The sequence below is a fragment of the Streptomyces sp. NPDC097640 genome (assembly GCF_040302705.1).
In the GTDB taxonomy this organism is placed as follows: domain Bacteria; phylum Actinomycetota; class Actinomycetes; order Streptomycetales; family Streptomycetaceae; genus Streptomyces.
In genome coordinates, this window is the sequence record NZ_JBEOSB010000007.1 from 344,289 (window position 1) to 356,796 (window position 12,508).

The 12,508-nt window shown below is 70.6% G+C and carries 10 protein-coding genes; 1 reads left to right on the forward strand and 9 read right to left on the reverse strand.

Features of this window, described 5'->3' with window-relative positions:
• Window positions 1–59: 59 nt before the first annotated feature.
• The gene (locus tag ABTY62_RS13710; protein ID WP_352129601.1) at window positions 60–2,285 is read left to right on the forward strand and encodes a BTAD domain-containing putative transcriptional regulator; all 2,226 of its coding nucleotides are present in this window, start codon (window positions 60–62) and stop codon (window positions 2,283–2,285) included.
• On the opposite strand, the gene ABTY62_RS13715 is transcribed toward ABTY62_RS13710, so the two are convergent.
• The 9 genes from ABTY62_RS13715 to rho all read right to left on the reverse strand — a co-directional run bounded on the left by ABTY62_RS13715 (window position 2,282) and on the right by rho (window position 12,479).
• The gene (locus ABTY62_RS13715; protein ID WP_352129602.1) at window positions 2,282–3,295 is read right to left on the reverse strand and encodes a cytochrome P450 family protein; all 1,014 of its coding nucleotides are present in this window, start codon (window positions 3,293–3,295) and stop codon (window positions 2,282–2,284) included. The genes ABTY62_RS13710 and ABTY62_RS13715 overlap by 4 nt on opposite strands.
• 263 nt (window positions 3,296–3,558) lie before the next feature.
• A complete protein-coding gene (gene glyA / locus ABTY62_RS13720) occupies window positions 3,559–4,806 on the reverse strand; it encodes a serine hydroxymethyltransferase (protein ID WP_352129636.1) in 1,248 nt (415 codons plus the stop codon).
• A gap of 163 nt (window positions 4,807–4,969) precedes the next feature.
• Window positions 4,970–5,629: an arsenate reductase/protein-tyrosine-phosphatase family protein gene (locus ABTY62_RS13725; protein WP_311727863.1), complete on the reverse strand. Its 660-nt coding sequence runs from the start codon at window positions 5,627–5,629 to the stop codon at window positions 4,970–4,972.
• Window positions 5,626–6,273 (reverse strand): L-threonylcarbamoyladenylate synthase, encoded by a 648-nt coding sequence (locus ABTY62_RS13730; RefSeq protein ID WP_311727989.1) that lies wholly within the window; start codon window positions 6,271–6,273, stop codon window positions 5,626–5,628. Before ABTY62_RS13730 ends, ABTY62_RS13725 begins: the two co-directional genes overlap by 4 nt.
• Window positions 6,274–6,341: 68 nt before the next feature.
• On the reverse strand, window positions 6,342–7,187 hold the full coding sequence (prmC, locus tag ABTY62_RS13735) for a peptide chain release factor N(5)-glutamine methyltransferase (RefSeq protein WP_352129603.1): 846 nt from the start codon (window positions 7,185–7,187) through the stop codon (window positions 6,342–6,344).
• Window positions 7,188–7,236: 49 nt separating this feature from the next.
• Window positions 7,237–8,307, reverse strand: coding sequence for a peptide chain release factor 1 (gene prfA, locus ABTY62_RS13740; protein WP_352129604.1), 1,071 nt, complete (start codon window positions 8,305–8,307; stop codon window positions 7,237–7,239).
• Between the two features lie 153 nt (window positions 8,308–8,460).
• Complete coding sequence (rpmE, locus tag ABTY62_RS13745; RefSeq protein ID WP_352129605.1) at window positions 8,461–8,685, reverse strand: 50S ribosomal protein L31; 225 nt, start codon at window positions 8,683–8,685, stop codon at window positions 8,461–8,463.
• Between the two features lie 192 nt (window positions 8,686–8,877).
• Window positions 8,878–10,008, reverse strand: coding sequence for an LCP family protein (locus tag ABTY62_RS13750; protein ID WP_352129606.1), 1,131 nt, complete (start codon window positions 10,006–10,008; stop codon window positions 8,878–8,880).
• A 314-nt stretch (window positions 10,009–10,322) separates the two neighbouring features.
• Window positions 10,323–12,479, reverse strand: a complete 2,157-nt coding sequence (rho, locus tag ABTY62_RS13755; protein WP_352129607.1) for a transcription termination factor Rho — start codon at window positions 12,477–12,479, stop codon at window positions 10,323–10,325.
• Between the last annotated feature and the right edge of the window lie 29 nt (window positions 12,480–12,508).

The window sequence follows — 12,508 nt, forward strand, 5'->3', positions numbered from 1 at the left end:
ACGGCACACTTGACATGCCCTATACGCGTGATCTGCCTCTTTCCCACCACCACTCCGGCATGTGGAATACAGAGCGAGCAAGCGTCGCCTGCCGGACCTCGACCACGGTGTGGAACCAGGCGGCCGCAGCAAGTTCCGCAACGCATCCGGGCGGGCCGCTCGCCTTGCGTTACGGCGTACCGGAAAGGCAATTGCGAAAACGGGGGCAGTCAGTGGCAAACGTACACAGAGCCATTCCCGGCCACCCCGGCCACCTGGGCGAGGTGGTCAGGGACGCCAGAGACCGGGCTCGGCTGAGCCAACGCGCCGTGGCCGAGAGATCCGGCGTCAGCCTGCGAACTCTTCGTGAGATCGAAAGCGGCCGGGTCCGTATGCCCCGGCTTCGCTCCATAGAGCGCCTGGCGGAAACGTTACAGGATTCCCGGCTCCTCGAGCACGGGGCCACCTGTGCGCCCGGGGACGATATCGCCTACGGACACGAGGACCATCTGATATTGCGGGTACTGGGACCGCTCAGCGCCACTCGCGGTCACTCCGTACTCAATGCCGGAACCCCGATGCAGCAGAGCCTCCTCGGTTTGCTGGCCCTTCACGCGAACCGCAGCGTATCGCAGGAGGAAATGGCACACATCCTGTGGGGAGAGGAGCCGCCCAACTCTTTTCACCAGCTCATTCACACCTATGTTTCGCGGCTGCGCGCCCTGCTCACGGCACACCAGGACCCGGAGACCGGGACGCCGTCGATCGTGCGCCGAAACGCGGGTTACGAGCTGCGTATCGAGGCCCAATGCCTTGACCTCCTCCAGTTCCGGGAACTGACCCGGCGGGCCGAATACGCGCGCCTCAGCGGCGACCTCACGCTCGAAGTACAGCTGCTGCGGGACTCCTTGCAAATGTGGTCGGGCCTGGTGCTCGAGGGATTCTCACCGCGCCTGCGGGAGCATCCGCTCGCCATGGAATGCGGCCAGCAGCAGATTTCCTCGGCGCTGAGATTCAGCTACCTCGCCGTCACCTCGGGCCACTACGAACAGGCGATCGACCAGTTGCGGCCGATCGTGCGCCACCACCCCCTGCACGAGGGGCTCCACGCCCGGCTGATGATCGCGCTGGCCGGCGCCGGACAGCAGGTGGAGGCCCTCGCCCTGTTCAGCAGGCTCGACCGGGCCCTGCGCAATGACTTCGGCATCGAACCGGGGGCGGAACTCCGCGCCGCGCAGATGGCGGTGCTCCGCGGCGTCGCACCGGTGGAGAACAGCGGGCCCGCGGCGGACCACACGGCCGGGCGGAAGGTGGAACGGCCCTATGAACTTCCCCCGGACACCCACGATCTCGTCGGGCGCGCCGAACACCACCCGGTGCTGCTCCATCTCACCCAGGGCGGCTCGCACACCGGCCTGTTCGGGCCCTCGCCGGTCGCCGCCATGTACGGACCGCCCGGCGCGGGCAAGTCCGTCCTGGCGGTCCGGGTGGCCAACTCCAGCCGGCTCCACTACGTCGACGGCATCCTCTACGCGGATATCCGGAACGAAACTTCCGGGGCCACCCAGACGAGCGCGATCCTGGAACGGTTCCTCCGCGTCCTGGGCACACCGGAGCGCGGCATTCCCAAGGGGCTGACGGAGCGCATCTCCTGCTACCGCAGTCTGCTGGCGGAGCGCCGCGTCCTGGTGGTCGTCGACAACGTCGTCCGGGAGGAGCAGATAGCGCCCCTGCTGCCCGGTGGATTCAGCAGCGCACTGCTGTTCAGCAGCCGGACGCCGCTCGTCGGCATTCCCGGAGCCCGTCATTTTCCGCTGTCGCTGTTCACCACCGAGCAGGCCTTCAGGCTGCTGGCCAGGATCGTGGGGGAGGACCGGGCCCACGCCGAACCCGACCGGGTCGCCGAGATCGCCGAGCTGTGCGGCCATCTGCCGCTCGCCATCAGGATCGTCGGCCGGCGGCTGGCCGCACGCCCCCACTGGTCGCTCGCGCGCATGGCGCAGCGGCTTCGGAACGAGGAGGGCCGGCTGTCCGAGCTCGCCCACGGCGACCTCGATGTGCGGTCCCGCCTCGACACCCATGTCGCCTCGCTGGAGGAGCCCCTCAGACAGACCCTCATGCTGCTCACCGACTGCGCCGACCCCTTCACCGTCGACACCGCCGCGGACACGCTCGGATGTTCGCCCGCGGCCGCCGAAGACCTGATCGACTCCCTTGTCGATCACCAGTTGCTGACCGGCCCCGACGCCACGGGACGCTATGAGCTGCCGGTGCTGACCCGCCTGCACGCCCGGACGCGGGCCTAGGACGGCTCCTTCACCGCCGGATGAGCAGCCGGATGAGCCCCGCTCATCCGGCGGCGAAGGAGACCGGGAGACTGCTGATCCCGTCCAGAAAGTTCGAGTGGACCCGCCGCGGTTCCGCGGTGACGGCCAGGTCCACCACCCGGGCCCGCAGCGCGTCGAGCACGGCGGCCACCTCCGCACGGCCCAGATACGCCCCGATACGAGGAGTTCCACAGGGTCACGATCTCGCCCGGGCGGACGGTGTGGGACCCGATGGTGACCTCCTCCACAGCGGTGCGGCCGAAGTGCATCGCCGGAGTGGTCCAGCGCAGGACCTCCTCCGCGGCGGTGTCCACACCCACCTCCCCGCCCCTCAGCAGCGCCCACTGGGCCGGATGCTCCGCCAGCGCCGGAATCGCTCCGATCATGCTCATCCGGCTGGTTTCGTCGCCGCCGATGATGAGGCTGTAACAGTTGAAGACGATCTCTTCGTCGGAGAGCTTCCCCTCGCCTTCCCGCCCGTTCGCAAGGCCGCTGATGATGCCCTCGCGAGGGTTCTTCCGAACCCCGTCGAGCAAATCCAGGAAATAGAGCAGAATCTCATTCCTGGCCCATACGGCGGAGGACTCCGAGGCGTTCTCGTGATCCGAACTCAGCGCGGATTTCGTCAGCTTCAGAAGAAAATCCTGGTCGCTCTCCGGAATGCCCAGCAGGTAGCAGATCGTCCCCATGGGGATCTTCTCCGCCACATCCCTGGCGAAGTCGCATCCTCCCTGCTCGACAGCGCCCTCGAGCAACCGCCGCGCCATCTCGCGGACACGCTGCTCGACGGATTCGAGAAAACGCGGCGAAAAGACCCTCAGCATGACGTTGCGCAACCGCTTGTGCCGTGCGCCGTCCGTGACCGCGAGCATCTTCCCGGCCGCCGAATCCCCGCCCGCCAGCAGCGTCGTCAGCACATTTCCGCGCTCCGAGGTGAATCTCCGGTTGTCCCGGTAGACCTCCATGATGTCCGCGTGCCGGGTCAGCACCCAGAATCCTGGCCGGCCGCTCCCCGGCGGATGCCAGAACACCGGCCGCTCCGCCCGGAGCCGCCGCCACATCTCGTTCCGGTCATAGCGCTGGAACGTCCTGGGATCGGTGAGGTCCAGCGTTGCGCAGTCGTCGGGGAGTTCCTCGACCACATTCATCGGTTTCCCCCGCCTCCCGACCGGACCGACCCACCAGGCATCTGAGATCGGGCCACGCTAGCAACCCGGACCGGCCCGCCCTCCACGCGCTCTATACGCGCAGCTCAGTCCGGATACGGCGGAAACCTCCCGGCCAGCTCGGCCACCTCGCGCCGCACCGCCCCCTCGCCCCGCAGCGCCGCCATCAGCAGTGTGGCGATGAGCACCATCTCGTCCGCCCCCATCCCCTGCGTGGTCACCGCGGCGGTGCCCAGCCGGACGCCCTTGACGCAGCCGCCCGGCTCGGTCGCGGACGCCAGGGCGCAGCTGTCCAGCACGAGGCCCGCCGCGGCGCAGCGGCCCCGGGCGGCGGGTCCGTCCAGGTCCAGCGGGGCGGGGTCGAAGGTGATCAGATGGGTGTCGGTGCCGCCGGTGGTCACCGGGAGCCCCTCGGCGATCAGGGCGTCGGCCAGGGTGTGGGCGTTGCCGACGACCCGGTGCGCGTACGAGGTGAACGCGGGCTGCGCGGCCTCGCCGAACGCCACGGCCTTGGCCGCGACGCTGTTCATCTGGGCGCCGCCCTGCGTGAAGGGGAAGACCGCGCGGTCGATCCGCTCGGCGAGGTCCGCGCCGCACAGCACCATCCCGCCGCGGGGCCCGCGCAGCACCTTGTGCGTGGTGGCGCACACCACGTCGGCGTACGGCACCGGGTTGGGCGCCACCTTCCCGGCCACCAGGCCGATGGGGTGGGCGGCGTCCGCGATGAGGTAGGCGCCGACCTCGTCGGCGATCTCCCGGAAGGCGGCGTAGTCCAGATGGCGGGGGTAGGTGATCGAGCCGCAGACGATCGCCTTGGGGCGGTGGGCCCGCGCCAGGTCGCGCAGCTGGTCGTAGTCGATGAGGCCGGTGTGCGGGTCCACGCCGTAGCCGATGAAGTCGAACCAGCGGCCGGAGAAGTTGGCCGGGGAGCCATGGGTGAGATGTCCACCGTGCGCCAGCGCCATGGCCATCACCGTGTCGCCGGGCCGCAGCAGCGCGGCGTAGGCGGCGAGCACCGCCGAGGAGCCCGAGTGCGGCTGCACATTGGCGTGCTCCGCGCCGAACAGGGCGCGCGCCCGGTCCATGGCGATCCGCTCGGCGACGTCGACCAGCTCGCACCCGCCGTGGAAGCGGGCGCCCGGGTAGCCCTCGGCGTACTTGTTGGCCAGCGGCGAGGCCAGGGCGGCCAGCACGGCCCGGGAGGTGAAGTTCTCCGCCGCGATCAGCTGGAGCCCGGAGCTGACACGGTCCAGCTCGCCCAGGACCACCCCGGCGATATCGGGGTCCTGCCGACGCAGCGCGTCGAAGTCGGGCTGCCATGGGGCACCGGTCATACGGACCGCCCCGGCATCGCTGCCGGGCGGCCCGCCCGGGGTGCCGCGGGGCGGCGCGGGGGTAGCGGCCATCGGCTCACCGCCTCGGGGAGAACAGGCGCACGTGGGAGCAGTGGTGCGCAGTGGTGCGTCCTCCCAATGTAGGCCCGGGCCCGGCCTGGTGCTACGCGGGAGCGGGCACCCCCGTCAGGGCCGTCACCACCGGGTCCAGGGCCTCGTGGATCTCGTCGCCGATGCTGCGGAAGAAGGTGATCGGCGCCCCGTACGGGTCGTGCACCTCGTCCGCCTCCTCGGTCGGCGCCAGCAGCCAGCCGCGCAGCGCGGCGGCCGCCTGGACCAGGGCGCGGGCGCGGTCCACCACACCGCCCGCCTCCTCCGGATCGGGCAGCGTCGCGGGGTCTATGGCCCGCACCAGCCGGGTGAACTCCTTGAGCGTGAAGGTGCGCAGCCCCGCCGAGTGCCCCATGGAGATGACCTGGGCGCGGTGGTCACGGGTCGCGGTGAGGACGAGGTCGGCGCGGATGACGTGCTCGTCGAGCAGCTCGCGGCCGAGGAAACCGCCCGGGTCGGCGCCGAAGTCGGTCAGGACGGTGGCGGCGTGCGCCTCCATGGGCGCGCCCTCGTGGCCCCAGGTCCCGGCGCTCTCCACGATCAGCCCGCTGGTGCGCTCGCTGCCCAGGCGGTCCGCGAGGGCATGCCGGGTCAGCCGCTCGGTGATCGGCGAGCGGCAGACGTTGCCGGTGCTGACGTGGAGGATGCGGAAGGTGTGGTCGGCGCTGTGGTGACGGTGTTCCGCTATGCCACGCCCCTCAGGGGCTGTCAATTGGCCACCTCGAGGTCGGGTACGACCTCCCGGAGCTGCTCGGCGGTGAGGGCGCCCGCCCGCAGCAGCACCGGTACCTTGCCGGTCACATCGACGATGGAGGACGGGACGGCGGCGGGGGTGGGCCCGCCGTCGAGATAGACCGAGACCGAGTCGCCGAGCATCTCCTGGGCCGCGTCGCAGTCCTGGGGCGAGGGGTGGCCGGTGAGGTTGGCGCTGGAGACGGCCATCGGGCCGAAGTCGTTGAGCAGCTCGATCGCGACCGGGTGCAGCGGCATCCGGACCGCGACGGTGCCGCGGGTCTCCCCCAGGTCCCAGGTGAGCGACGGCTGGTGCCGGGCGACCAGGGTGAGCGCGCCCGGCCAGAAGGCGTCCACGAGCTCCCACGCCTGCTCGGACAGGTCGGTGACCAGGCCGTGCAGGGTGTTCGGGGAGCCGACGAGGACGGGCGTGGGCATGTTGCGGCCGCGGCCCTTGGCCTCCAGCAGATCGCCGACGGCCTCGGCGTTGAAGGCGTCCGCACCGATCCCGTACACGGTGTCGGTGGGCAGCACGACCAGCTCGCCGCGGCGGACGGCGGACGCGGCCTCACGCAGGCCGGTCTTGCGGTCGGTCGGGTCGCCGCAGTCGTATCGCCGTGCCATCATTTCTCCTTCGCTGGGTATCCGGCAGTGCGGAACATCACCGGATCGCTACTTTCCGTCCGCTCGGATCACGGCATGGCCTTCCGCGCGGTGGCGAAGCGGGGCCGCTTGTTCAGGTCGGGGTGGTCGGCGGCGTCCGCCCAGCCACGCTCCTCCGTGAAGATCCACGGCACCTGGCCGCCCTGGGTGTCGGCGTGCTCGATGACCACGACCCCGCCGGGGCGCAGCAGCCGGTGGGCGGTGCGCTCCAGCCCGCGGATCACATCGAGGCCGTCCTCGCCGGAGAACAGCGCCACCTGGGGGTCGTGGTCGCGGGCCTCGGGGGCGACGTACTCCCACTCGGTCAGCGGGATGTACGGCGGGTTGCTGATCACCAGGTCCACCTGTCCGTCGAGCTCGGGCAGGGCCCTCAGCGCGTCTCCGTGGTGGAGAACGACGCGGGACCCCTCGACGTTCTTGCGGGCCCACGTCAGGGCGGACTCGTCCAGCTCCACGGCGTGCACCCGCGACCGCGGCACCTCCTGGGCCAGCGCCAGGGCGATGGCGCCGGAGCCCGTGCACAGGTCCACGATCAGCGGCTCGACGACGTCCATGGCCCGTACCGCGTCTATGGCCCAGCCGACGACCGACTCGGTCTCGGGGCGGGGCACGAAGACGCCGGGGCCCACCTGGAGCTCCAGATAGCGGAAGAAGGCGCGGCCGGTGATGTGCTGGAGGGGTTCCCGGGCCTCGCGGCGGGCGATGGCCTCCCAGTAGCGGGCGTCGAAGTCGGCGTCGGCGACGCTGTGCAGCTCACCCCGCTTGACGCCGTGCACAAAGGCGGCCAGTTCCTCGGCGTCGAAACGCGGAGACGGCACGCCGGCGTCGGCCAGCCGCTGAGTGGCCTGCGCCACCTCGGCGAGCAGCACATTCACTGAATTCCTCCAGCCGGTCCGGACAAAGGCTAAGGCTAAGGGTGTGGCCCTACTGCGCGGCCGCGAGCTTGGCGGCGGCGTCGGCGTCGACACACGCCTGGATGACCGGATCGAGTTCGCCGTCGAGCACCTGGTCCAAGTTGTACGCCTTGAAGCCGACCCGGTGGTCCGAGATCCGGTTTTCCGGAAAGTTGTAGGTGCGGATGCGCTCGGACCGGTCCACCGTGCGGACCTGGCTGCGCCGCGCGTCCGACGCCTCCCGCTCGGCCTCCTCCTGGGCCGCGGCCAGCAACCGCGAGCGCAGGATGCGCAGCGCCTGCTCCTTGTTCTGGAGCTGGCTCTTCTCGTTCTGGCAGGAGACCACGATGCCGGTGGGCAGGTGGGTGATGCGCACCGCGGAGTCGGTGGTGTTGACCGACTGGCCGCCGGGGCCCGAGGACCGGTAGACGTCGATCCGCAGGTCGTTCTGGACGATCTCGACCTCGACCTCCTCGGCCTCCGGGGTGACCAGCACTCCGGCGGCGGAGGTGTGGATACGGCCCTGCGACTCGGTGGCCGGCACCCGCTGCACGCGGTGCACGCCGCCCTCGTACTTCAGCCGGGCCCACACACCCTGGCCGGGCTCCGGGTTGCCCTTGGCCTTCACCGCGACCTGGACGTCCTTGTAGCCGCCGAGGTCGGACTCGTTGGCGTCGAGGATCTCGGTCTTCCAGCCGACGCGCTCGGCGTAGCGCAGATACATCCGCAGCAGGTCGCCCGCGAACAGCGCCGACTCCTCGCCGCCCTCGCCGGCCTTGACCTCGAGGATCACGTCCTTGTCGTCGCTGGGGTCGCGCGGGACCAGCAGCAGCCGCAGCCGCTCGGTCAGCTCCTCGCGCTGCCCCTCCAGCTCCTTGACCTCGTCGGCGAAGTCGGGGTCGTCGTGGGCCAGCTCCCGCGCCGTCTCGATGTCCTCGCCGGTCTGCTTCCAGGAGCGGTACGTGCCGACGATGGGGGTCAGCTCGGCATAGCGCTTGTTGAGCCGCATCGCCTCGCGCTGGTCGGCGTGGACCGCGGGGTCGGCGAGCCGCTTCTCGAGGTCGGCGTGTTCGCCGATCAGTTCCTCGACCGCCTCGAACATCAAGGGCTCCTGGGTGCGTGGAATGGGCTGCGTGGGGGGGCTGTGTGCAGAGAGTGAAGGACCGTAACGGCGACGACGACAAGCCGTGACGACAAAACGCCGGTCCGGCCGCCCCAGGGAAGGGGCGACCGAAGACCGGCGCCGTGCGGGTCGCTACTTCTTCGCGGACCCGGCGTTCTTGCCGAAGCGGGCCTCGAACCGCGCCACACGGCCACCGGTGTCGAGGATCTTCTGCTTGCCCGTGTAGAAGGGGTGGCACTCGGAGCAGATGTCGGCACGGATGGTGCCGTCCGCCACGGTGCTACGGGTCGTGAACGAGGCGCCACAGGTGCAGCTGACCTGCGTCTCGACGTACTCCGGGTGGATGTCGCGCTTCAAGGGATTCTCCTAGGTTCGGGAGGGCTCCGGGTCGACAGGCTGGTTGCCTGACGTGAACCGGGGCCGACGGTCCAGTCTGCCAGGACTGGCCGCATCCCCCAAAACCGGGGGTGGGGCCCAGGTATTCCCGGGCGCCCCGACCTCCGGGGCCGGGGGTCCGGAGGCCGGGGACCGGCGCCGGAAGAACCGGGCTCAGGACTTCTGGACGACCTTGCCGGCGCTGGTCGCCTCGGCCGCCGAGCCCTTGGTCGCGGAGGCGGGGATCGGCTTGTCCCAGCGCAGCGCCCGCCAGACCTGCCGGGCCTTGGATTCGATCGGCACCACGCGGTTCGGGTTGTTCGGGTCGTACCGCACGGGCAGCGTCACCATCCGCATGTCCCCCGAGCCGATGTTCTTCAGGCTCTTGGAGAAGCCGTACAGCTTGTTGACCGAGGCCAGCTCGGAGTCGGTGGTCAGCGCCTTGGTGGAGGTGTCGGCGAGCCCGTAGAGCTTCTTGGGGCTGCTGAACAGGTCGACGGACTTGATCTGGTCCATCAGCGCCTTGATGAACGCCTGCTGGAGCTTGATCCGGCCGAGGTCGCTGCCGTCGCCGACGCCGTGCCGGGTGCGCACCAGGCCCAGGGACTGCTCCCCGTTGAGCTTGTGCGCGCCGGGCGCCAGGTCGAGGTGGCTCTTGGCGTCGTGGATCGGCTGGGTGGTGGTGATGTCCACGCCGCCGAGCTGGTCTATGAGGTGCTTGAAGCCGGAGAAGTCGACCTCGAGGTAGTGGTCCATGCGGATGCCGGTCAGCGACTCGACGGTCTTGACGGCGCAGGCCGGGCCGCCGACCTCGTACGCGGAGTTGAACATCGCCAGGCGCTCGGCGGGGGCCGTCCGGCCGTCCTTCTCACAGGCGGGGCGCCGGACCAGGGTGTCGCGCGGGATGCTGACGACGCTGGCCTTCTGCCGGCCCTTGTAGACGTGCACGATCATCGCGGTGTCGGAGCGCGAGGTGCCCTCGTCCTTGCCGTACTGGGCGTTCTTGCCGGCCCGTGAGTCGGAGCCGAGGACCAGGATGTCCATGGAGCCGTTGTCGATGTTCTTGGGACGGTCGGAGCCGAGGGCGGCGTTGATGTTGACCCCGGTGAGGTTGCCGTCCAGCTTGTAGTAGAGATAGCCGATCCCCGCGCCGCCGAGGACCAGCGCGGTCCCCAGCGTCCACACCGTGCCGCGCAGCACCCTGCGGCCCGTACTGCGGGGTGCCGGCGCCTTGCGGCGGCGGCCGCTGCCCCCGCCCCGGCCCGGGCGCGAATACTCCGGTGTGCTGTTGCCGTCGTCAGCCATGCGCTCCTCAGTCCTCGATGTCCGGTTACCCCCCACCACGGTCAGGCCTGGTCTCGCCGTGATTCGACCTGACAGACGACAGGTCGAGGGTCAGGGTTGCATACGGACCTCTCGGGTTCCGGCGGCGAGCCGATCGACCCCCCGACCGGCCGATCTTCCAGGGCCACCCGGCTGACCTGCGCCTTCGTCGCGTACGACGGAGATCGCGCGGGTTGGCGGGGATGAGGAGGGATGTGGCCCAGATCTCACACCGACGTGACGAGGGCCTCCCCGCGTGTGCGGGAAGGCCCTCGTCATTTGTTGAGCGCTGCTGGTCAGTCGCCGTTGCCCGGAGTGGGCGTGGTCTTGGCGATCTGCATCAGGAACTCGGCGTTCGACTTCGTCTGCTTCATCTTGTCCAGGAGCAGCTCGATCGCCTGCTGCGAGTCGAGCGCGTGCAGCACCCGGCGCAGCTTCCAGACGATGTTCAGCTCCTCGGGCGCGAGGAGGATCTCCTCCTTGCGGGTGCTGGACGCGTCGACGTCGACCGCCGGGAAGATGCGCTTGTCGGCGAGCTTCCGGTCGAGCCTGAGCTCCATGTTGCCGGTGCCCTTGAACTCCTCGAAGATCACCTCGTCCATCCGCGAGCCGGTCTCGACCAGCGCGGTGGCCAGGATGGTCAGCGAGCCGCCGTCCTCGATGTTGCGCGCGGCGCCGAAGAACTTCTTCGGCGGGTAGAGCGCGGTCGAGTCGACACCACCGGACAGGATGCGGCCGGAGGCGGGGGCCGCGAGGTTGTACGCGCGGCCCAGGCGGGTGATGGAGTCCAGCAGGACGACCACGTCATGACCCAGCTCGACCAGGCGCTTGGCCCGCTCGATGGCCAGCTCGGCGACGGTGGTGTGGTCCTCGGCCGGGCGGTCGAAGGTCGAGGAGATGACCTCGCCCTTGACCGACCGCTGCATGTCGGTGACCTCTTCCGGCCGCTCGTCGACGAGGACGACCATCAGATGGCACTCGGGGCTGTTGCGGGTGATCGCGTTGGCGATCGCCTGCATGATCATGGTCTTACCGGTCTTCGGCGGGGCCACGATCAGACCACGCTGGCCCTTGCCGATCGGCGCGACCAGATCGATGATGCGGGTCGTCAGCCCGCCGGCCTCGGTCTCCAGACGCAGTCGGTCCTGCGGGTACAGCGGGGTCAGCTTGCCGAACTCCGGCCGCCCGCGGCCGGTTTCGGGCGCCATGCCGTTGACCGAGTCGAGGCGGACGAGGGCGTTGAACTTCTCGCGGCGCTCGCCCTCGCGCGGCTGACGGACCGCGCCGGTGACGTGGTCGCCCTTGCGCAGGCCGTTCTTGCGGACCTGAGCCAGCGAGACGTACACGTCGTTGGGGCCCGGCAGATAGCCGGAGGTCCGGATGAAGGCGTAGTTGTCGAGGATGTCGAGGATGCCCGCGACCGGGATCAGGACGTCGTCGTCGGACACCTGCGGCTCGTTGCCGAAGTCGTCGCGGCCACGGCGGCCACGGCGGTCCCGGTAACGGCCGCGGCGCCCGCGGCGCCCGCCGTCGAAGTCGTCGTCCATCTCGTCGGCGCCGGGGCGCTGCTGGCCCTGGCCACGTCCGTCGCGCTGCTGGCGGCCGCCGCCCTGCGCGGCGCCGTCCTCGCCCTTGCCGCCGCGGCGGTCACGGCCGTCACGGCCGTCACGGCCGTCACGGCCATCGCGCTCGCGCTGGCCGCCGCGCTCCCGGCGGTCGCTCTTCTGGCCGCGCTCGCCGCGCTCGGACCGGTCCTGGCCCTTGGCGCCCTTGCCCTCGGCCGTGTCCACCGCGGCTTCGGCCTTGGCGGCGGGCTCGGTCTTGACCGCGGCCTCGGCCTTGGCCTCCGTCTTGGTCTCGACGGCGGTGGCGGTGGAAGCGCTGTCGGTCGTGGCGGTGACGGGCGCGGTGGCCCGCCGGCGGCGGCGTCCCTCGGCCGGCTGCTCGTCGGCGGCGGGCTCGCCCGGCTGACCGGGAATCTCGATCTGCTGCTGGGCGGTGGCCTTCTCCGCCTTCGCGGACTGCTCGTCCTTGGCGGCGGGCTCGGCCTTGGTGGCGGCCTTGGCCGCGGCCGGCTCGGCGTCCTCGCCCGTACGGGCCTTGGACGTCGTACGGCGCTTGGGCTTTGTCACCCCCTCAGCGGCGGCGGGGGCGGCCTCGGCGGACTTGGCGGAGGCGCCGGAGCCGGAGGCCTGCTTCTCCTTGATGACCTCGATCAGCTGGCTCTTGCGCATCCGCGCGGTGCCCCTGATGCCGAGGCTCGAGGCGAGCTGCTGGAGCTCGGCCAGGACCATGGCGTCGAGGCCGGTGCCCGAGCGGCGTCGCCGCGGGGCAGCGCCAGTGGCAGCACCGGTGGCAGGCGCGGAAGCGTCCGTGGCGGGCGCGGCATTGCCGACACCGCTGTCGGAGGTGCCGGAGGCGTTCACGCCCATCAGATCGGTGGTGTCGCTCACGAAGGGTCCTTCCCTGGAGCGGGCGTCGG